Annotated in this window: 19 protein-coding genes and 1 riboswitch; all 19 genes read left to right on the top strand. The window is 35.6% G+C overall.

Features of this window, described 5'->3' with window-relative positions; all coding sequences use genetic code 11:
• Window positions 1–168 precede the first annotated feature (168 nt).
• Window positions 169–579, top strand: a complete 411-nt coding sequence (locus J2X17_RS00705) for an RrF2 family transcriptional regulator (RefSeq protein ID WP_012023576.1) — start codon at window positions 169–171, stop codon at window positions 577–579.
• 115 nt (window positions 580–694) lie between these two features.
• Window positions 695–1,597 (top strand): sulfite exporter TauE/SafE family protein, encoded by a 903-nt coding sequence (locus J2X17_RS00700; protein ID WP_310293740.1) that lies wholly within the window; start codon window positions 695–697, stop codon window positions 1,595–1,597.
• A 24-nt stretch (window positions 1,598–1,621) separates the two neighbouring features.
• Window positions 1,622–2,332: a phosphoadenylyl-sulfate reductase gene (locus J2X17_RS00695; RefSeq protein WP_310293738.1), complete on the top strand. Its 711-nt coding sequence runs from the start codon at window positions 1,622–1,624 to the stop codon at window positions 2,330–2,332.
• A 197-nt stretch (window positions 2,333–2,529) separates the two neighbouring features.
• Window positions 2,530–3,429: a sulfate adenylyltransferase subunit CysD gene (gene cysD / locus J2X17_RS00690; protein WP_072970415.1), complete on the top strand. Its 900-nt coding sequence runs from the start codon at window positions 2,530–2,532 to the stop codon at window positions 3,427–3,429.
• A gap of 145 nt (window positions 3,430–3,574) precedes the next feature.
• Window positions 3,575–4,819 carry a sulfate adenylyltransferase subunit 1 gene (locus tag J2X17_RS00685; protein ID WP_056207855.1) on the top strand — a complete coding sequence of 415 codons (1,245 nt, stop codon included), beginning with the start codon at window positions 3,575–3,577 and terminating at the stop codon, window positions 4,817–4,819.
• An 82-nt stretch (window positions 4,820–4,901) separates the two neighbouring features.
• Window positions 4,902–6,992: a HEPN domain-containing protein gene (locus J2X17_RS00680; protein ID WP_310293734.1), complete on the top strand. Its 2,091-nt coding sequence runs from the start codon at window positions 4,902–4,904 to the stop codon at window positions 6,990–6,992.
• Window positions 6,985–7,761 (top strand): uroporphyrinogen-III C-methyltransferase, encoded by a 777-nt coding sequence (cobA, locus tag J2X17_RS00675; protein WP_310293733.1) that lies wholly within the window; start codon window positions 6,985–6,987, stop codon window positions 7,759–7,761. The genes J2X17_RS00680 and cobA overlap by 8 nt, the downstream gene beginning before the upstream one ends.
• A gap of 124 nt (window positions 7,762–7,885) precedes the next feature.
• Window positions 7,886–8,467, top strand: a complete 582-nt coding sequence (locus J2X17_RS00670; RefSeq protein ID WP_310293731.1) for a precorrin-2 dehydrogenase/sirohydrochlorin ferrochelatase family protein — start codon at window positions 7,886–7,888, stop codon at window positions 8,465–8,467.
• 243 nt (window positions 8,468–8,710) lie between these two features.
• Window positions 8,711–9,763, top strand: a complete 1,053-nt coding sequence (locus J2X17_RS00665; protein ID WP_310293729.1) for an NAD(P)/FAD-dependent oxidoreductase — start codon at window positions 8,711–8,713, stop codon at window positions 9,761–9,763.
• Window positions 9,764–9,948: 185 nt separating this feature from the next.
• Window positions 9,949–10,176: a hypothetical protein gene (locus J2X17_RS00660; RefSeq protein WP_310293726.1), complete on the top strand. Its 228-nt coding sequence runs from the start codon at window positions 9,949–9,951 to the stop codon at window positions 10,174–10,176.
• A complete protein-coding gene (locus tag J2X17_RS00655; protein ID WP_310293724.1) occupies window positions 10,167–10,460 on the top strand; it encodes a type II toxin-antitoxin system RelE/ParE family toxin in 294 nt (97 codons plus the stop codon). Before J2X17_RS00660 ends, J2X17_RS00655 begins: the two co-directional genes overlap by 10 nt.
• 121 nt (window positions 10,461–10,581) lie before the next feature.
• Window positions 10,582–10,696, top strand: a riboswitch (SAM riboswitch).
• Window positions 10,697–11,021: 325 nt separating this feature from the next.
• Window positions 11,022–12,026: a homocysteine S-methyltransferase family protein gene (locus tag J2X17_RS00650; RefSeq protein WP_310293722.1), complete on the top strand. Its 1,005-nt coding sequence runs from the start codon at window positions 11,022–11,024 to the stop codon at window positions 12,024–12,026.
• A 15-nt stretch (window positions 12,027–12,041) separates the two neighbouring features.
• Complete coding sequence (locus tag J2X17_RS00645) at window positions 12,042–12,548, top strand: hypothetical protein (protein ID WP_310293721.1); 507 nt, start codon at window positions 12,042–12,044, stop codon at window positions 12,546–12,548.
• 261 nt (window positions 12,549–12,809) lie between these two features.
• The gene (gene metH, locus J2X17_RS00640; protein WP_310293720.1) at window positions 12,810–15,485 is read left to right on the top strand and encodes a methionine synthase; all 2,676 of its coding nucleotides are present in this window, start codon (window positions 12,810–12,812) and stop codon (window positions 15,483–15,485) included.
• Between the two features lie 86 nt (window positions 15,486–15,571).
• A complete protein-coding gene (locus J2X17_RS00635; protein ID WP_310293718.1) occupies window positions 15,572–15,928 on the top strand; it encodes a four helix bundle protein in 357 nt (118 codons plus the stop codon).
• 69 nt (window positions 15,929–15,997) lie between these two features.
• On the top strand, window positions 15,998–16,954 hold the full coding sequence (gene metF, locus J2X17_RS00630; RefSeq protein ID WP_310293716.1) for a methylenetetrahydrofolate reductase [NAD(P)H]: 957 nt from the start codon (window positions 15,998–16,000) through the stop codon (window positions 16,952–16,954).
• Between the two features lie 138 nt (window positions 16,955–17,092).
• Complete coding sequence (locus J2X17_RS00625; RefSeq protein WP_310293714.1) at window positions 17,093–17,746, top strand: class I SAM-dependent methyltransferase; 654 nt, start codon at window positions 17,093–17,095, stop codon at window positions 17,744–17,746.
• Window positions 17,747–17,840: 94 nt separating this feature from the next.
• Window positions 17,841–19,064 (top strand): dicarboxylate/amino acid:cation symporter, encoded by a 1,224-nt coding sequence (locus J2X17_RS00620; RefSeq protein WP_310293713.1) that lies wholly within the window; start codon window positions 17,841–17,843, stop codon window positions 19,062–19,064.
• A gap of 33 nt (window positions 19,065–19,097) precedes the next feature.
• Window positions 19,098–20,501, top strand: a complete 1,404-nt coding sequence (locus J2X17_RS00615; protein WP_310293711.1) for a pyridoxal phosphate-dependent decarboxylase family protein — start codon at window positions 19,098–19,100, stop codon at window positions 20,499–20,501.

Here is a 20,501-nt window from a genome sequence, read left to right as displayed (position 1 = left end):
CTGAATTTAATCATAACTAACGCAGTAAATTGATAGATTTAGTAGAATTTAAATACCTATTCTGTTATTTTCTCATTCAAAAAGTATATTTTTGTTGTATAAATATGCGGAATGTAGATTTAGATCGCAAATCTAAAATTTTCATTCTAAAATCTAAAATCAATATAAGTGCTTTCAAAGAAAACAAAATACGGAATAAAAGCTTTGACCTACCTGGCCAGACGCGAAAATAACGAGCCTGTACAAATTGCTGAAATTGCCAAAAGTGAACACATTTCAATTAAGTTTTTAGAAAGTATTTTATTGCTGCTCAGAAATTCTGGTTTTCTGGGAGCAAAAAAAGGAAAAGGCGGTGGTTATTATCTGATAAAAGACCCAAAAGATATCAGTATGGCCAAAGTTTATCGCATCCTCGAAGGGCCAATTGCGCTTCTTCCGTGTGCAAGTCACAATTTTTATGAAAAATGTGATGATTGTGACGATGAGTCAACATGTGCCGCACGACGCTTAATGACTGAGGTTAGGGATAATACGCTTAAAATACTTGAAAGTAATTCTCTTGCAGACATTGCTTTTTAATCGATAAAAATTATCAAAAAAAAATTTTGAATTTAAAAAAAAGTGTTACTTTTGCAAAGTAATCTACTAAGCCGATAGGGTAATGGATTTTAAAAATAGAAAAAAACATAGAAATATGGAAAAGGAATTGAAACTGAATAATGTTGGTATTAAGTCTGATACGTCAATAAAAGAAAAACTATGGGTTGCAATACCTGTGATTTTGTTGGTAGGTTTGTTATCTACACTAATATACAATCATTATGCAGAGTTTTCCTGGAGTGGTTTTGTTGGAGGATTTAATCAGGAATTTTTAGTTTTTTTCTTCATTGGTGTTTTTGCACAATTAGTAGATGGTACTTTAGGAATGGGTTATGGAGCAACTTCTACTTCATTTTTGTTGGCTTATGGAGTTCCTCCGGTAATCAGTAGTACTGGAGTTCACGTTGCGGAAATGTTTACAACCGGAGCGTCGGCGATTTCGCATCACCGCTTTGGAAACATCAATAAAAAACTGGTAAAACATTTATTGATTCCGGGTGTTTTGGGTTCTATTACAGGGGCTTATTTATTGTCCGATGTTATCAATGGCGATGTAATAAAGCCCTTTATAGCAGTATATATGATTGTTTTGGCTGTGATAATTATCAGAAAAGCATTAGCTAAAACTATAGTTAAAAAGAAAACTAAAAAGCTGGGAATTCTGGCAACTTTTGGAGGTTTTATGGATGCCGTTGGTGGTGGAGGCTGGGGGCCAATCGTAACTTCTACTTTGTTAGGAAGAGGAAGGAACCCAAGATATACAATTGGTTCTGTAAATGCGGCAGAATTTGCAGTGTCATTTGCAAGTGGTATAACTTTTATGCTTTTTGGAGGAATTCACGGATGGCAGGTAATTATAGGTTTGATTATAGGAGGTGTAATTGCAGCACCATTAGCAGCTTATTTGGTGAATAAGATCAAAAGAAAACCAATGATGGTTGCGGTTGGAATTTTAATTATACTATTGAGTTTAAAAACATTATCTAAATTATTGTAAGCAATTTTTAGAAAGGAAAAGAATATGAGTGCACCAATTATAGAATCATTATTAGATACAACAAAAAATTTCTCGCTTGAAGAAACCTTGGTTTTTTTAGCTAAAGAATTTCCGGGAAAAGTAATTTTTTCGACTTCTTTTGGTCAGGAAGATCAGGTAATTACAGATTACATTGCAAAAAGCAATACTGATATTACCATTTTTACTTTAGATACCGGAAGATTATTTCAGGAGACTTATGATGTTTTTCATAAAACATTAAAAAAATATAAAAAACAGATTGAAGTTTATTTTCCGGAAGCAACGGCGGTGGAAAATTTATTAAAACAAAAAGGACCGAATAGCTTTTATGATTCGGTTGAGAATAGAAAAGAATGCTGTTTTATTCGAAAAGTCGTTCCGCTTAGAAAAGCTTTGGCTGGAAACTCAGTTTGGATTACCGGTTTAAGAGCAGAACAATCGGAGAACAGACATGATCTTCAACTTTTTGAATACGACGGAGGTTTTGAAATCATCAAATTCAATCCTTTATTAAAATGGACTTTAGAGGAAGTCGAAAAATATTTATTAGAAAACAATGTTCCGCAAAATGCTTTACACAAACAAGGTTTCGTAAGTATAGGATGCGCACCATGTACGAGAGCGATTTTTCCTGGAGAAGATATCAGAGCCGGAAGATGGTGGTGGGAATCCAGTCATAAAGAATGCGGTTTACACAGCGCTAAGAAAGAATAGAGAGAATAGAGCAAAGAATCAAGAATTAAGACTTTAGATTTAAAATTCCGGAGGAACGATTCATATTGTAGCGTCGGCTTTTAACCCGATGGGATCCGAAAAAGAATATAGAAATTAGAATAAAACAATAGTTGAAATTTCAGAGTAAACCACAAAACTTGCAGCCTGAAACTTGAAACTTGAAACAAAAAAACAAAATGAGTTCAGTATTAAAAACAAACGCTTTAGAGAGTGAAGCAATATACATTTTCAGAGAGGTAATTTCACAGTTTGATAAACCGGTTTTACTTTTCTCTGGAGGAAAAGATTCTATAACATTAGTGCGTTTGGCACAAAAAGCCTTTTTCCCTGCAAAAATTCCGTTTCCTCTTTTACATGTTGATACGGGACATAATTTTCCTGAAACGATTGCTTTCAGAGATAAATTGGTTGAAGAATTAGGTTTAGAGTTGATCGTTCGTAATGTTCAGGATGCTATTGATGAAGGAAAAGTGGTTGAAGAAACTGGAAAATATTCTAGTAGAAACAGCTTACAGACGATTACACTTTTAGATGCAATTGAAGAATTTAAGTTTGATGCTTGTATTGGTGGTGCGCGTCGTGATGAAGAAAAAGCAAGAGCTAAAGAACGTATTTTTTCAGTTCGAGACGATTTTGGTCAATGGGATGAAAAAAATCAACGTCCGGAATTGTTTGATATTTTGAATGGAAAAATAGAAAATGGCCAAAACGTTCGTGTTTTCCCAATTTCAAACTGGACAGAATTAGATGTTTGGAGTTATATCGAAAAAGAACACATCGAGATTCCATCAATCTATTTTTCACATAAAAGAAAAGTTTTTTTGAGAGACGGTTTAATCTGGTCGCATTCTCCTTTTGTGTATCAGGAAGAAGACGAACAAATCGAAGAACGAATTGTTCGCTTCAGAACCGTTGGAGATATGAGTTGTACAGCTGCTGTTGAATCTTACGCAGCAACAATTCAGGAAGTTGTTGGAGAAATCAGAACTTCAACTATTTCTGAAAGAGGAGCCAGAATCGACGACAAACGTTCTGAAGCTGCAATGGAAAAAAGAAAACAACAAGGGTACTTTTAATTCAATTAAAAATTTGGAATTAAAAATTAAAAATCTCTAAAAGAAAATTCAAAAAAAACATACAGATTTAAATTTTGTCAGAGCGGTTCAACAACTTGAAACCTGAAACTTGAAACAAAAATTTAAACCTGAAACAAATATTAAGATGGAAGTTTTAAAAATAGCAACAGCAGGAAGTGTAGATGACGGGAAAAGTACTTTGATCGGAAGATTATTGTACGATACAAAATCATTGACCACAGATAAAATTGAAGCAATCGAAAAAAGCAGTAAACAAAAAGGGTACGATTATCTTGATTTTTCTTTGGCAACTGACGGATTAGTAGCAGAAAGAGAACAAGGAATAACAATTGACGTTGCGCATATTTATTTTTCGACCGCAAAGAAAAGTTACATTATTGCAGATACTCCGGGCCACGTAGAATACACAAGAAACATGGTTACAGGAGCGTCGACTTCTCAGGTTTCTATCATTTTAATTGATGCAAGAAAAGGTGTAATTGAGCAAACATACCGTCACTTTTTTATCAATAATTTATTGAGAGTAAAAGAAGTAATTGTTGCGATTAATAAAATGGATTTAGTTGATTATTCTGAAGAAGTTTACAACAAAATCAAAGCCGATTTTCAGGCATTGAATGCTAAAAGTACTTTCAAAGAGCAAAACGTAAGTTACATTCCGTTAAGCGCGATCAACGGTGGAAACGTAGTGGATCAATCTAAAGATATGCCTTGGTATACAGGTCAAACTGTATTGGAACATTTAGAAGGATTGCATTCTTCAGATGTTTTTGAAGCAGGAAAAGCACGTTTCCCGGTTCAGACCGTTATTCGTCCAAAAACAGAAGAATATCATGACTTTAGAGGTTACGCTGGAAAATTATACGGAAATTCAATTAAAGTTGGAGATGCTGTTACGGTTCTACCTTCTTTAACAGAATCAAAAGTATCAAAAATTCACTTTTTCGATAAAACATTTGATGAAGCCGTTGCAGGTTCTTCCATTACAATCGAATTAGAAAATGATATCAATGTTACAAGAGGCGATATGATTGTAAAATCATCAGAGCTTCCAAAAATTGAAAAAGAAATCACAACAACTGTCTGTTGGATGGACAGTAAAAAACTGGTTGCAGGTACAAAATATATCGTACAACACAACACAAACTCAGTTTTAGCGAAAGTAGAAAGTATTAAAAATACAATCTCAACAGATTATTCAGGAACCAAAGAAGCATCGCAATTGGCGATCAACGAAATTGGCGAAGTAACCATCAAATTAAGCAAGCCTTTATATTTTGATGCCTATAACGAAAATAAATCAAACGGAGCTTTTATCTTAATTGATACCGCAACGAACACAACAGCAGGAGTAGGATTCATTCGCTAGTTGATAGTTGATGGTTTTTGGTTGATAGTTATTCTGCCAGCAAACCAACAACCAACAACTGACAACCAACAACTAAAGAGAAATGGAAAGTTTTAGAACAGAAATAGAAAATCCGATAGTTCAAAAAGAGATTATCGATTTAGAAAAAAAGATTCATTTATTCCGTGGAGGAAAAATTGATGATGAGCGTTTTCGTAGTCTTCGTTTAGCACGTGGAATTTACGGTCAACGTCAGGAAGGTGTTCAAATGATTCGTATTAAATTGCCTTATGGTAAAGTAACCAGCGAGCAATTAGTACGTATTACTAAAGTTTCTGATGAATATTCTACAGGACGTTTGCACATTACAACGCGTCAGGATATTCAGATTCACTATGTCAGTTTAGACAGAACTCCGGAACTTTGGGCAAATTTGGCTAAAGACGATGTTACCTTGCGTGAAGCTTGTGGAAACACCGTTCGTAATATTACAGGAAGCGAATTGGCAGGTGTAGATGTAAACGAACCATTTGATGTTTCGCCTTACGCACACGCTTTATTTCAATATTTATTAAGAAACCCGATTTGTCAGGAAATGGGACGTAAATTCAAAATTTCGTTCTCATCATCTGATGAAGATACCGCTTTGAGTTATTTACACGATTTAGGATTTATTCCAAAAATTGTTGACGGACAACGCGGTTTCAAAATCATGTTTGGTGGAGGTTTAGGATCTCAGCCAGCACATGCTGAATTACTTTCAGAATTTGTACCGGCAAACGAGATCATCCCGACAGCAGAAGGAATCATCCGTATTTTTGACAGATATGGCGAGCGTGCCAAAAGAATGAAAGCGCGTATGAAATTCTTAATCAAAGAAATGGGAAGAGATGTTTTCCTTGATTTAGTTGAAAAAGAGAAAAAAGCAATCGCTTTTGAAACCTACGAAATTGATACAACCGCTTTTGACGGACCAATTGCAGAGCCCTTATTAGAAGTTCCGCAAGTTACAATTGAAGATACTGCAGCTTATGAAGCCTGGAAAAAATCAAATGTAATTGCTCAAAAACAAGCAGGTTATTACGCAATTGGAATCAAAGTTTTATTGGGAGATTTTTATACTGATAAAGCCAGATTATTAGCCGCTTTAATTAAAAATTACGCAGCAAATGAATTACGTTTTTCATTGCGTCAAAATATTGTAATACGTCACGTAAAAGAAGAGAATCTTCCATTCTTTTATCAGGAATTAGCCAAATTAGACTTTGTTCATTTAGGTTATAATTCTACTGTAGATATTACGGCATGTCCTGGTACTGATACTTGCAACTTGGGGATTGCAAGTAGTACCGGTATTGCAGAAGAATTAGAAAGAGTAATAAATGCTGAATATCCTCAATACTTAAACAACCGCGAAATCGAAATTAAAATTTCTGGTTGTATGAATGCTTGTGGACAACACAATATGTCAGCAATTGGTTTTCAAGGGATGTCAATCAACTCTGGAAAACTAGTAGCTCCGGCATTACAAGTATTATTAGGTGGAGGAAGATTAGGAAACGGAGAAGGACGTTTTGCAGATAAAGTAATTAAGATTCCAAGCAGAAGAGGTCCGGATGCTTTGCGTACAATCTTAAATGATTTTGACAAAAATGCAAACGGAGAAAAATTCCTAAACTATTATGATCAAAAAGGAGAGAAATATTTCTATGAAATTTTAAAACCTTTCGCAGATGTAACCAATTTAACAGAAGCTGATTTTGTTGATTGGGGTAACGCCGATAACTACGTAAAAGCAGTTGGAGTTGGAGAATGTGCCGGAGTTGTGATCGATTTAGTAGCGACTTTGTTATTAGAAGCTAAAGACAAATTGACTTTCGCGCAAGAATCATTCGACGAAGGAAAATGGTCTGATGCTATTTACCACGCTTACGCAGGATTTGTAAATGGAGCGAAAGCTTTATTACTTTCAGAAAACGAAAAAACAAACAATCACGCAGGAATTGTTGATTTGTTTGATAATGTTTTCATTGTGACTGGTAAAATAGAATTGGCAACATCATTCAAAGAATTAGTGTATCAAATCAATCAAAATGAGCCTTCAGAAGCTTTTGCAAAACAATACATTCAGGAAGGAATTGCATTTTTTGATACCATTGAAAAATATAGAGCTCAAGAATTAGCAAATGCTTAATACAATAAAACCAAAAGTAACTTTAGTCGGTGCAGGTCCTGGCGATCCGGATTTGCTTACGCTGAAAGGCGCAAAAGCATTGGCTGAAGCGAATGTGGTTTTGTATGATGCATTGGCCAATGAAGAAATACTAGCTTACGCACCCAAAAATGCCATTAGAATTTTTGTTGGGAAGAAAATTGGGAATCACGCTTATACGCAAGATCAGATCAATCAATTAATTGTTGATAACGCGCTGACCTACGGAAATGTGGTTCGTTTAAAAGGCGGGGATCCGTTTATTTTTGGGCGTGGAAGCGAAGAAATAGAATTTATTGAAAGCTTCGGAATCGAGACCGTTGTCGTTCCTGGAATTTCTTCAGTAGTGGCAGTTCCCGCAAGTCTGGGAATTTCGATTACAAAAAGAGGTGTATCAGAAAGTTTCTGGGCGATTACAGGCACAACTTCTGACAGAAAATTATCTTCAGATGTAGCCTTGGCCGCACAGTCATCTGCAACAGTCGTGATTTTGATGGGAATGCACAAATTGCCTCAAATTATCGATTTGTTTCAAAAAGAATCCAAAGGAGATTTACCCGTAGCGATCATTCAAAACGGCACAACTTCCGAAGAAAAAGTAGGAGTTGGAACCGTAAATTCGATTTTAGCAATTGTAAAAGAGAAGCAACTGAGTTCGCCAGCGATTATCGTCCTCGGCGAAGTCGTAAGAGAAAGCAATAAATTAAAAGGCTTTTACGAAGAATTTTTGTCGAAAGAAATCGTTCGATAAAGTCCCGGAGGGACGAACAATATTGTAGCGTCGGGTTTTAACCCGATGTCTCAAAGCAAACGTTGGATTTTAGATGCTGTTAAAAATAAATCATCTAATTTTGATTAGTTGAAAATAAATTAAAATGGAACAGAATGAATTATATCCCATATTCCTAAAGCTTCACAATCTGAATGTGTTGATTGTGGGTGGAGGAAATGTCGGATTAGAGAAGCTTTCTTTTTTGCTAAAGTCAAGTCCAAATGCAAATGTTGAGGTCGTAGCGCCCGACTTTCATTTAGAAATTAAAGTTTTAGCCGAAAATCATCCTTCAATTAAATTGACGGAATCGAAGTTCAAAAAGAAAATGCTCAAAAAGTGCCACATGGTAATCGCTTGTACCGATGATTTAAAAGTCAATAAAAAGGTCTACGATTTATCCCGAAAGCGTTATTTGATTTGCAATATTGCCGATACGCCCGATTTATGTGATTATTATTTAGGCGGAATCGTAACAAAAGGGAATGTAAAAATCGCCATTTCGACCAACGGAAAATCGCCAACAACCGCTAAAAGATTGCGCGAGTTTTTCGAAGAAGTAATTCCGGAAGACATCAACCAAATGGTAGAAAATCTAAACGAATACCGAAAGACATTGAAAGGTGATTTTGAAGAAAAGGTTAAAAGAATGAATGAAATAACTAATTCATTAAAGAATAAAGAATAAAGAGCAAAGAATAAAGAGTAAAGAATAAAGAATAACAAGAGTCCCGGAGGGACGATTCATATTGTAGCGTCGGGTTTTAACCCGATGATAGCGGAGGAACGATTCATATTGTAGCGTCGGGCCGAAGCTTCGGGATTAACCCGATGAAAAATTTCCCAAAGAAATGAATGATAAAAATCATTGAATAAAGAGCAAATTATTCGTTTCTTTGTATTATTAAGAATGATTATAAACAACAACATAATGATTAAAACAGATATACTTATAATAGGAGCAGGCCCAACAGGTTTATTTGCCGTTTTCGAGGCAGGATTATTGAAATTAAAATGTCATATTTTAGATGCTTTACCACAAGCAGGAGGACAACTTTCAGAATTGTATCCAAAGAAACCTATTTATGACATCCCGGGTTTTCCAGAAGTTTTAGCAGGAGATTTAATTGATAACTTACAAGAGCAAATTAAGCAGTTCGAGCCAGGTTATACATTAGGAGAAAGAGCTGAGACAATCGAAAAACAAGAAGACGGTACTTTCATCGTAACCTCAAATAAAGGAACTAAATTTCATGCGCCAGTTATCGCTATCGCAGGAGGTTTAGGAAGTTTTGAGCCACGCAAGCCCCTTATTGAAGATATCGAGTTTTACGAAGATAAAGGAGTAAAATACTTCATCAAAAATCCGGAGAAATTCAGAGACAAAAGAGTTGTAATTGCAGGAGGTGGAGATTCAGCGTTAGACTGGAGTATCTTCTTGGCGAATGTAGCTTCAGAAGTAACTTTAATTCACAGAAGAAATGAATTTAGAGGAGCTCTTGATTCTGTAGAAAAAGTACAGGAATTAAAAACGTCTGGAAAAATTAAATTAATTACACCTGCAGAAGTAATCGGAATCAATGGTGCTGAGCACGTTGAATCGTTAGATATCGAAGAAAACGGAGCACACCGTAAAATCGAAACAGATTTCTTCATTCCACTTTTCGGATTGACTCCAAAATTAGGTCCAATTGCAGACTGGGGATTAGATATCGAGAAAAATGCGATCAAAGTAAACAATGCATTAGATTATCAAACGAATATTCCGGGAATCTTTGCCATTGGAGACGTAAACACGTACCCAGGAAAATTAAAATTAATTCTTTGTGGTTTCCACGAAGCAACTTTAATGTGCCAGGCCGCATACCAAATTATCAATCCAGGTAAAAAATATGTATTGAAATATACAACAGTTTCAGGAGTAGACGGTTTCGACGGAACTCGTAAAGAAGCACCGAAGGCAGTTGTGAAAGCGATTGTCTAAGTTGCTATTCTAAGATACTAAGGTTCTAAGATGCTAAGGCACTAAGATTTTTTATATAAGGAAAGCTCAAACTTGTAATCAAGTTTGGGCTTTTTTTAAGCTTAGTCACTTAGTCCCGAAACTTCGGGATAGCATCTCAGAACCTAAAAAAAACGTATCTTTGCGCTATATAAATTTTGATTATCATGAATTTAGAAGCTAGAAAATATCAGTTTATTCAAGAATTGGTTAAGGTCGATGATGAGAGCGTTTTAGAAAAATTGGAATTGGTTTTGAAAGCAAATCAAAGCGATTGGTTTGATGAATTATCAGAATCTGAACAAACTGAAATTCAAATAGGATTAGATCAGGCTGAAAAAGGCGAGTTTACAAGTCATGAAGATGTTATGAAAAGATTTTCAAAATGGCATTAAAATTTATTTGGACTTCACAAGCTTTCAAAGGTTTTAATAAGGTTATTGATTATTTAGAAGCGAAATGGACGGCAAAAGAAATTTTAAACTTAGAAAATAAAATCCAACAGGTTATCAATCAAATTAATCTTAATCCGGAACAATTTCCAAAATCTAAAAAAAGCGAATCTTTATATAAAGCAATTGTAGATAAAAATAATTATTTAGTTTACAAATTAAATAAAGAGTCTAAAATTGTTGAAATAATCAACTTTAGAGGAACAAAGCAAAGACCTAAACATTAGCTTATTTAACCTTAGAACCTCAGTCCCGAGGCTTCGGGATAGCCCCTCAGAACCTTCAAAAAAAAAAACTTGCAAGTCGTGAGGCTATTTCATACCTTTGCACCGTTCCTAAATTTATTGAAAGTTATCACGAAAGGCGGAGGGATAGACCCGATGAAACCTTAGCAACCCTTTATCATAAAGAAGGTGCTAAATTCTACTTTACACTAATTCATAGTATTAAAGATAGATAACACAAATACATAAAGTATTTCCTCAACTTTTCCTGACAACCTTACAATATTATTTTACTGAATTTACAGTTTAATGAGCGAATTATTGGCGCATTTTTGCCATCATCGTTCCCGCTGTCCACAATATCTTTTATTCTGAACCCCAGAATAAAAGGATATTTGCTCCCATCGGGGCTAATTAGCCGGCAATAGTGAATTCTTGGCATCAATGTGAATCAAAACGCGTATCGTAACAGGTTTCAAAAACCTGTTACGTATGTTTCAAATAATAGAATAAAAACTTAGCATCTTAGTGCCTCAGCACCTTAGCAGCTAAAAGATAAAAAAAATGGCAATAACAATTCAGGAAGCAATTAAAAAAAATATCCTAATCCTTGATGGAGCAATGGGAACAATGCTGCAGCGCTATAATTTCTCAGAAGAAGATTTCAGAGGAGAGCGTTTCAAGGATTTTCCGCATCCGTTAAAAGGAAACAACGATTTACTATCCATAACACAACCACAAGCGATCCGCGATGTTCATGCCGCTTATTTTGAAGCCGGCGCAGACATCGTAGAAACCAATACTTTTTCAGGAACTACGATCGGTATGGCCGACTATTTCCTGGAAGATTTGGTTTACGAATTGAACTACGAATCGGCTAAAATTGCCCGTGAAGTAGCCGATGAATTTACAGCCAAAAATCCAGACAAGCCACGTTTTGTGGCCGGCTCCATCGGACCAACAAACAGAACCGCAAGTATGTCGCCAGACGTAAACGATCCTGGTTATAGAGCCGTAACATTTGATGATTTGCGTATTGCGTACAAACAACAAGTAGAAGCGCTAATGGATGGAGGTTGCGATTTACTTTTAGTGGAAACGATTTTCGATACATTAAATGCTAAAGCAGCACTTTTTGCCATCGAAGAAGTAAAAGATGAACGTAATCTTGATATTCCAATCATGGTTTCAGGAACGATTACCGATGCTTCAGGAAGAACACTTTCAGGGCAAACAGTTGAAGCGTTTTTGATTTCAGTTTCACATATTCCATTATTAAGCGTAGGATTCAATTGCGCTTTGGGAGCCGATTTATTGAAACCATATTTAAAAACATTATCACAGCATACACAGTTTAATATTTCGGCGCATCCAAATGCAGGTTTACCAAACGCATTCGGACAATACGACGAAACACCGGAAGAAATGCAGGCATTGATCAAAGAATATCTTGATGATAATTTAATCAACATCATTGGTGGATGTTGCGGAACAACTCCGGATCATATTCGATTAATTGCTGAAGTTGCGAAGGATTATAAGCCACGTGTGGCACCGGTATTGGCTTAAATAAGATTTTTTTAAATGAAAATATTGAAAATAATATCGTTCATATTTTTCTCCTTCTGTTTATTTGGTTTCAATGATAAAAAAGAAACAATAGCAACTAAACAGGAAGTGCCAACTGATTTTTATTTTACAATTGATGATGGAGGAAATGATGCTTATAACTCTCAGTATAATAGTTTTTATAGGAATTATAGTGATGGAGAGAAGATAATTAAGGTTGAATTGACAAAAGAAGAAAAAGAAAAGATATACACATATATTAAGAAAGTCAATTTTTTAAAGATGCCAACCGAGTTCAAGCCCACCGGCATAATTGAAATTAAAACCCCAAGATTTAAAAAAGTAGTTGTGGTTTATGCAAATAACAAGAAGAGTTTTGTAAGTTATAATGATGGTTACACAAATGACTTAAATGAAAAAAAAGCAAAGCCGTTTCTAGATTTATGTAATATGATTTGGAATATTTTGTACAAAAAGAAAGAAATAAGCGAGTTGCCAAAATCGGATTACACATATTATTAAGTGGGGGTGATAAAACATTAAACATGTTATGGAATCGATATCGCGTGAGGGATAGAAGTGAAAAGCCCGCAGACCAATGCAGTGATAACGAAATTGGTCGAGGACTTGTAACGGATAGCCCGACCCGGAGGGTCACGCCCAAAATAAGGTTATTAAAAACGAAATATACCTACAAGGTTTTGAAAACCTTGCAGGAAAATAAAACAAAGAATTAAAAAACTCAGAACCTAAGCACCTTAGGCCCTTAGTAACTTAAAAAAAATGGCAGAAAAAAGAAGAGACCTTGTATTAGCAGGATTAGAACCATTGATTATTACGCCCGAAAGTGTTTTTGTAAACGTTGGGGAACGTACGAATGTAACAGGTTCACGAAAATTCCTTCGCTTGATCAAGGAAGAGAAATATGACGAGGCGCTTGATATTGCAAGACAACAAGTTGAAGGTGGAGCACAAATCATCGATATTAATATGGATGAAGGAATGCTTGATGGTGTTCAGGCTATGACAAAATTCCTGAATTTAATTGCATCAGAACCGGATATTTCAAGAGTGCCGATTATGATCGACAGCTCGAAATGGGAAATCATCGAAGCGGGTCTAAAAGTAGTACAAGGAAAAAGCGTTGTAAATTCGATTTCGTTGAAAGAAGGTGAAGAAGCCTTTATTCACCACGCCAAATTAATCAAACGTTACGGAGCTGCTGCTATTATCATGGCTTTTGACGAAGTGGGTCAGGCAGATAATTACGATCGAAGAGTTGAAATTTGTCAGCGTTCGTACGATATTTTGGTTAATAAAGTTGGTTTTCCTCCGCAGGACATCATTTTCGATTTAAATATTTTCCCCGTTGCAACCGGAATGGAAGAACATCGCTTAAATGCTTTGGACTTTTTTAGAGGTACAAAATGGGTTCGCGAAAACTTGCCTCACGCGCATATCAGCGGTGGTGTGAGTAACGTTTCGTTTTCTTTTAGAGGAAATGATACCGTTCGTGAAGCGATGCACTCGGTGTTTTTGTACCACGCGATCAAGAACGGAATGACAATGGGAATTGTAAATCCGGAGATGCTTTCGATTTACGATGAGATTCCAAAAGATTTATTAGAGCATGTTGAAGACGTAATTTTAAACAGACGCGACGATGCAACAGAACGACTTTTAGATTTTGCAGAAAACGTAAAAGGCGATGTAAAATCAGATGAAAAAGCGATTCAGGAATGGCGTTTAGGAACGGTTCAGGAGCGTATTACGCATTCATTAGTAAAAGGGGTTGATGCTTTTATTGAAGAAGATGTTGAAGAAGCGCGTTTGGCTGCGACTAAACCAATTGAAGTTATCGAAATCAATTTGATGACGGGAATGAATGTGGTTGGAGATTTATTCGGAAGCGGAAAAATGTTCTTGCCTCAGGTGGTAAAATCAGCACGTGTAATGAAAAAAGCCGTTGCTTATTTATTGCCTTATATTGAAGCAAGCAAACAAGCCGGAGACAAACAAGGAAACGGAAAAATATTGATGGCGACCGTAAAAGGCGACGTTCACGATATTGGAAAAAATATTGTTTCGGTGGTTTTGGCTTGTAATAACTATGAGATTGTAGATCTTGGTGTTATGGTGCCTCCGGAAAAAATTATTGCAGCTGCGATTGAGCATAATGTTGACATTATCGGTTTAAGCGGATTGATCACACCTTCGCTTGACGAAATGGTTTATCTGGCCAAAGAATTAGACAAACAAGGCATTAAAATTCCGATTATGATTGGTGGAGCAACCACTTCGCGCGCGCATACCGCTGTGAAAATCGCTCCGCAATACAGAGAAACTGTAATTCACGTAAACGATGCTTCGCGCGCCGTGACCGTTGCAGGAAATCTTTTAGATCATAACCGCAAAATATATGCAAGCGATATTCGTGCAGAATATGATGCTTTTAGAGAAACGTTTTTAAATCGTTCTAGAGATAAAAACTTCTTGAGTATTGAAGATGCGCGTAAAAATAAAATGCAGTTAGACTGGAGCGAATACACTCCAACAAAACCAAAATTTATTGGAAAACAAACCGTTGAGGTTGATCTGGATGTTTTGGTTCCGTATATCGACTGGACGCCATTTTTTCAAACCTGGGAATTGCATGGAAAATATCCTGCAATTTTAACGGATGAGGTTGTGGGTAAAGAAGCAACTTCTCTTTTTGCAGATGCTCAGGCGATGCTTAAAGTAATTTTGGCTGAGAAAAAACTACAAGCAAAAGGTATTTACGGAATTTTCCCGGCAAATCAGGTTGATGATGACGATATCGAATTGCGTGATGAAAACGGAAAAGTGTTGGAGAAATTCTTAACGCTTCGTCAGCAATCACAAAAAACAAAAGGCGCGCCGAATATTGCATTGTCTGACTTTATTCTGCCAAAAGAGAGCGGAATAGAAGATTATATGGGAGCTTTTTGCGTAACGACAGGTTTTGGTGTTGATGAATGGGCAGCAGAATTTGAAAAGGATTTGGATGATTACAATTCGATTATGGTTAAAGCATTAGCCGATCGTTTTGCTGAGGCTTTCGCCGAATATCTTCACGAAAGAGTTCGTAAAGATTTCTGGGGTTATGATGTAGAAGAATCTTTAACAAACGAAGAATTGATTAAAGAAAATTATAAAGGAATTCGTCCGGCGCCAGGTTATCCTGCTTGTCCTGATCACCTGGAGAAACCAACGATTTGGAAACTTTTAAATGTGGCCGAAGAAATTGGAGTGACTTTGACAGAAAGCATGGCGATGTGGCCGGCTTCATCTGTTTCCGGATATTACTTCGGAAACCCAAAAAGCAGGTATTTCGGACTCGGAAAAATAAAAGAAGATCAGGTAGTAGATTACGCCAAACGACGCAACGTTCCAACAGATTACGCAGCAAAATGGTTAAACCCTAATATAGCAGACTAAAATATAGTTGATGGTTGATAGTTTTTGGTTGTTAGATAATAGCTCAATAACTATCAACTGACAATCAAAAATTATCAACCAAAAGAATGGAATACAGTAAATTAGGAGTTTGGCTGGAAGCGCGAAAATTAGTGAATTTATTATATGATTCTTCTAAATTGTTTCCCAAAGAAGAATTATTTGGATTAACTAATCAAATGAGAAGAGCAGCAATTTCAGTACCTTCAAATATAGCTGAAGGCTGCGGGAGACAAACCTCAAAAGATACAATACATTTTCTTCATATATCAAGGGGTTCATTGTATGAGTTAGAAACCCAATATTATTTGGCGTTTGATCAAAAATATATTGATGAAAATAATTTTAATTTTGCGCTTGAACAGATTCAAACTTGCAAAAAGTTATTAAACGGGTTTATTAACTACTATAAAAAATTAATATAGTTGAGGTTGCTATTTTCAAGTTGCAAATAAACGATCAACCATCAACCAAAAACTATCAACTAATAAGTAATGAAAGTAACAGAACATATAGAAAACGCCAAAGGAAATACCTTATTCTCATTTGAACTTATTCCGCCTCAAAAAGGGAAAAGCATTCAGGAATTATATGATAATATCGATCCGTTAATGGAGTTTAAACCGCCGTTTATTGATGTAACGACTTCGCGCGAAGAGTATATTTATATTGATAAAGGTAACGGGCTTTTAGACAAAAAATTGACTCGTATGCGTCCGGGAACGCTTGGAATTTGCGCTTCTATAAAACACAAATATAATGTTGACACTGTGCCTCACTTGCTTTGCGGAGGTTTTACACAGGAAGAAACAGAATACATGCTGGTCGATTGCCAGTATTTAGGAATCAACAATGTAATGGCACTTCGTGGTGATGCCATGAAAGATGAGCAATCTTTTGTGCCAAAAGTAGGAGGCAATCATTTTGCTATAGATTTGGTTAAACAAATTAACAATTTGAACTGCGGAAAATATTTGCACGAAGTGATGGATATCGACAACAAAGCTGATTTTTGTATTGGCGTTGCAGGTTATCCGGAGAAACATTTAGAATCTCCTTCGTTGCAATCAGATTTAAAGAGACTGAAAGAAAAAGTAGATGCTGGAGCTGATTATGTCGTTACACAAATGTTTTTTGACAATAGCAAATATTTTGAATTCGTGAAAAAAGCAAGAGAAATAGGTATCACAATTCCGATTATTCCTGGAATTAAGCCAATTGCCGTTCAAAGACATTTACAGATTTTACCACAGATTTTCAGAATCGATTTACCTGAAGATTTAATTGATGCTGTCGATAAATGTAAAAATAATACTGAAATCAAACAAGTCGGAATCGAATGGGCGATTCAGCAATCTCTTGAATTAAAAGCGGCTGGAGTTCCAGTTTTGCATTATTATTCAATGGGGAAATCTGAAAATATTCGTCAGATCGCGAGTCAGGTTTTTTAATGTCATTGCGAGGGACGAAGCAATCTCACGCTGTATATCTTTTGTGATTATTGTTAGTGTGGTTGCTTCGTTCCTCGCAATGACTTAGAGGAGCTATTGGAATTTGTTATTTTTTAATTGGAATTTAATTTTAGTTTTATGAAAAAAGAAGAATTACAAGCAATCGCCGCTCAGTTAAAACATCCGACAGGAGAAAAAGGGATAGAAATGGCGAACATGATGAATGAAACCAACATCAACATGACGCGTCATTCTGTTCAAAATCTAAATATAAAAGCCGGCAATTCTATTTTAGAAATAGGTCACGGAAATGCAGGACATGTAGCATTTATATTTGAACAAGCTGAAAACCTGAAATACTATGGACTCGAAATGTCTGAATTGATGTTTCAGGAAGCAAGACAAATCAACAGAAATTTTGTCTCTCAAAAACAAGCTTTCTTTTCGCCTTATGACGGAAATGTAATTCCGTTTCAAGATACTTTTTTTGACAAAATATTCACGGTAAATACCATTTATTTCTGGCAGGAGCCTGAAAAATTGCTTTTAGAAATATACAGGGTTTTAAAACCAAATGGCCTATTCTGCATCACTTTTGCCCAAGAAGGTTTCATGAAACAATTGCCTTTTACCAAATTTGAATTTGAACTTTACAGCACCGAAAAAGTAGAGCAATTAGTTCAAAAAACGGCTTTCAAAATCTTAAACAAAGAAACTTTAACCGAAAAGGTCAAAACTAAAACAGGCGAATTGGTCGATCGGGATTTTACTACGATTGTTTTAGAAAAATAATTTTCGAACTCTTTTTTTGAGTAATTTAATTGATTTTTATTTCAAGTTTCCATTTCAAGTTTTATTTCAGCAAATCCTAATACTTTAAAAAATTATGGAGGTTAAAAAAATCAATTTTCTGCAAAGCTACAGCAGTATTTTATTACTTCTTGGTGGAATTATAGTTGGCAGTATTTTAGGGTTATTTTATGGTAAAGATGTGTTAGTTATAAAGCCGCTCGGGGATATTTTTCTTAACTTACTTTTTACAGCTATTATTCCGCTCATATTTTTCACAATTGCTTCTTCCATTGCCAATTTAGAACGTACAGAAAAGTTAGGAAAATTGTTTGTAATCATGATTATTGTTTTTCTGACAACAGTTCTGATTTCTGCAATCGTAATGATTTTGGCAGTTTACTTTTTCCCGATTCATCAGGGAATTATCATTTCAAAAGTTCCAATCGAAAATATAAAATCCGGTAGTATTGGAGATCAAATAGCGCAACTGCTGACCGTAAATGATTTCTTCGAATTATTGTCGAGAAAAAGTATGTTGGCACTTATTATTTTTTCTTTTTTGATTGGATTTGCCAGTTTGCAGTCGGGAGAAAAAGGAACTGCTTTCAGAAGTTTTCTCGATTCAGGAAATGAAGTTATGAAGCAGCTTTTGAATATGATTATGAAATTGGCGCCAATTGGTTTAGGAGCTTACTTCGCCTATCAGGTTGGTGTTTTTGGGCCACAATTATTTGGTGTTTATGCCAAACCATTAGGAGTATATTACGGCGCTTGTACTTTTTACTTTTTTGTATTTTTTAGTTTGTACGCTTTGATTGCCGGAGGAGAAAGAGCTTTTAAAGTATTTTGGAGCAACAATATTACCCCTGCTTTAACCGCAGTGGGAACTTGTAGTAGTATTGCAACGATTCCTGCAAATTTGGAAGCTGCCGAAAAGATGAACATCCCAAAACATGTTCGCAATTTGGTTATTCCACTTGGAGCGCCTTTGCATAAAGACGGATCGAGCATGTCTTCTATTTTAAAAATAACGGTTCTTTTTGCCATGTTTGGAAAAGATTTTACAGAACCTTCAACAATACTTTTGGCTTTAGGAATTACCGTAATCGTCTCAATTGTAGAAGGCGGAATACCCAATGGAGGTTATATTGGAGAAGTTTTAGCCATAACCGTTTATGGTTTCCCAATGGAACAAGCTTTACCCGTGGCGATGATTTTAGGAACTCTGGTCGACCCAATTGCTACTTTATTAAATGTAAATGGCGATTTAATTTGTTCGATGGTGATTTCGCGCTTTTCCGAAAAAACCAAATGGTAAAACACTATTACAACTATATCAAACTAATTTATAATGAATGCAATACTGCAAAATGATTTAAATAATCTTGAAAACATTCTTGATAAGACAAAACAACATGGAATAGATTTTCTAAATAATCTCGATAATATTCCAACGTCTACTAAAAATTCAATCGATACGAACAGAGCATTAAACGAATTAGGTTTGGGTTCATTGGCTGCGTTAGAAGAATTTAATGAAAGATTGGCGCCTTTAATGGTTAGTTCTTCAGGTCCAAGATATTGGGGATTCGTTACTGGAGGTTCAACGCCGGCTTCAATTGTAGGAGATTGGCTGGCTACGGTTTACGATCAAAATACGCAAGCTATAAAAGCACAAGGTGGAGTTTCGGCCTTAATAGAATTTGAAACAATTAATTTGTTATTGCAATTATTAAACTTGCCAAATTCTTTCTTGGGTGGATTTGTAACCGGAGCAACCATGTCGAATTTCACTTGTTTAGGAGTAGCGAGACAATGGTTTGGAAAGCAATTTGGAAAAGATTTTGCTAAAAATGGAATTTCAGAAACCATAAATATTCTGACTGCAACCCCACATTCTTCGTCTGTAAAATCGTTGGCAATGCTAGGAATAGGAAGTAATAATTACACAATTTTAAAAACAATTGAAGGCAATCGCGAAGCCATCGATATTACCGATTTAGAAAAAAATATTGAAAGTTTAAACGGAAAACCTTTTGTTTTAATTTCCAGTGCTGGAACTGTAAACACGGCTGATTTTGATGATTTTCAGGCAATTTCAAAATTAAAAGAAAAGTACAATTTCTGGTGGCATATTGATGCTGCCTTTGGCGGATTTGCTGCAGTTTCAGATAAATTCAATCATTTTGTTGAAGGCTGGGAAGGAGCAGACAGTATTACAATTGATTGTCATAAATGGCTGAATGTGCCTTACGAAAGTGCTTTTTATTTGATCAAGAAAGAACATACAAGTTTGCAAGTAGAAACTTTTCAGAATTCGAATGCACCCTATTTAGGGAATCCGTTAGAGAATTTTAATTATCTGAATGTATTACCGGAAAACTCACGTCGTTTAAGAGCATTACCGGTATGGTTTTCTTTATTGGCGTATGGTAAAGAAGGTTTTCAGGACATTGTTGAAAATAGTGTTGCAATGGCTTTACAGTTTGGGAATGAACTTATCGAAGAAGGTAGTTTTGAATTGCTTGCCCCAATTCGTCTGAATAATGTTTGTTTTACTTTGAAAGGAAATCATAATCGGGAAAAAGTAAGCGAGTTTCTAACGCTTTTAAATGATAAAGGAAAAGTGTTTATGACGCCAACAGTTTATGAAAATCGTAAAGGAATCAGGGCGTCTTTTGTAAATTGGCGTACAAATGAAACTGATATTGAAATTGTTATAGCTGAAATGAAAGAAACATTAAATGCTTTATAG

This window comes from Flavobacterium aquidurense, from assembly GCF_031458035.1.
Classification (GTDB): domain Bacteria; phylum Bacteroidota; class Bacteroidia; order Flavobacteriales; family Flavobacteriaceae; genus Flavobacterium; species Flavobacterium aquidurense_C.
The sequence above is the reverse complement of the archived record's forward strand: the minus strand, read 5'-3'. Positions and strand labels throughout refer to the sequence as shown.

What these genes read in the sequence shown, in the direction of transcription:
- J2X17_RS00670 (WP_310293731.1), top strand. Translation starts at nt 7,886, where the DNA reads ATGGAACAGAATGAATTATATCCCATATTCCTAAAGCTTCACAATCTG.
- J2X17_RS00700 (WP_310293740.1), top strand. Translation starts at nt 695, where the DNA reads ATGGAAAAGGAATTGAAACTGAATAATGTTGGTATTAAGTCTGATACG.
- J2X17_RS00650 (WP_310293722.1), top strand. Translation starts at nt 11,022, where the DNA reads ATGGCAATAACAATTCAGGAAGCAATTAAAAAAAATATCCTAATCCTT.
- metF (WP_310293716.1), top strand. Translation starts at nt 15,998, where the DNA reads ATGAAAGTAACAGAACATATAGAAAACGCCAAAGGAAATACCTTATTC.
- J2X17_RS00665 (WP_310293729.1), top strand. Translation starts at nt 8,711, where the DNA reads ATGATTAAAACAGATATACTTATAATAGGAGCAGGCCCAACAGGTTTA.
- cobA (WP_310293733.1), top strand. Translation starts at nt 6,985, where the DNA reads ATGCTTAATACAATAAAACCAAAAGTAACTTTAGTCGGTGCAGGTCCT.
- J2X17_RS00685 (WP_056207855.1), top strand. Translation starts at nt 3,575, where the DNA reads ATGGAAGTTTTAAAAATAGCAACAGCAGGAAGTGTAGATGACGGGAAA.
- metH (WP_310293720.1), top strand. Translation starts at nt 12,810, where the DNA reads ATGGCAGAAAAAAGAAGAGACCTTGTATTAGCAGGATTAGAACCATTG.
- J2X17_RS00695 (WP_310293738.1), top strand. Translation starts at nt 1,622, where the DNA reads ATGAGTGCACCAATTATAGAATCATTATTAGATACAACAAAAAATTTC.
- J2X17_RS00625 (WP_310293714.1), top strand. Translation starts at nt 17,093, where the DNA reads ATGAAAAAAGAAGAATTACAAGCAATCGCCGCTCAGTTAAAACATCCG.
- J2X17_RS00655 (WP_310293724.1), top strand. Translation starts at nt 10,167, where the DNA reads ATGGCATTAAAATTTATTTGGACTTCACAAGCTTTCAAAGGTTTTAAT.
- J2X17_RS00660 (WP_310293726.1), top strand. Translation starts at nt 9,949, where the DNA reads ATGAATTTAGAAGCTAGAAAATATCAGTTTATTCAAGAATTGGTTAAG.
- J2X17_RS00645 (WP_310293721.1), top strand. Translation starts at nt 12,042, where the DNA reads ATGAAAATATTGAAAATAATATCGTTCATATTTTTCTCCTTCTGTTTA.
- J2X17_RS00680 (WP_310293734.1), top strand. Translation starts at nt 4,902, where the DNA reads ATGGAAAGTTTTAGAACAGAAATAGAAAATCCGATAGTTCAAAAAGAG.
- J2X17_RS00615 (WP_310293711.1), top strand. Translation starts at nt 19,098, where the DNA reads ATGAATGCAATACTGCAAAATGATTTAAATAATCTTGAAAACATTCTT.
- J2X17_RS00635 (WP_310293718.1), top strand. Translation starts at nt 15,572, where the DNA reads ATGGAATACAGTAAATTAGGAGTTTGGCTGGAAGCGCGAAAATTAGTG.
- J2X17_RS00620 (WP_310293713.1), top strand. Translation starts at nt 17,841, where the DNA reads ATGGAGGTTAAAAAAATCAATTTTCTGCAAAGCTACAGCAGTATTTTA.
- cysD (WP_072970415.1), top strand. Translation starts at nt 2,530, where the DNA reads ATGAGTTCAGTATTAAAAACAAACGCTTTAGAGAGTGAAGCAATATAC.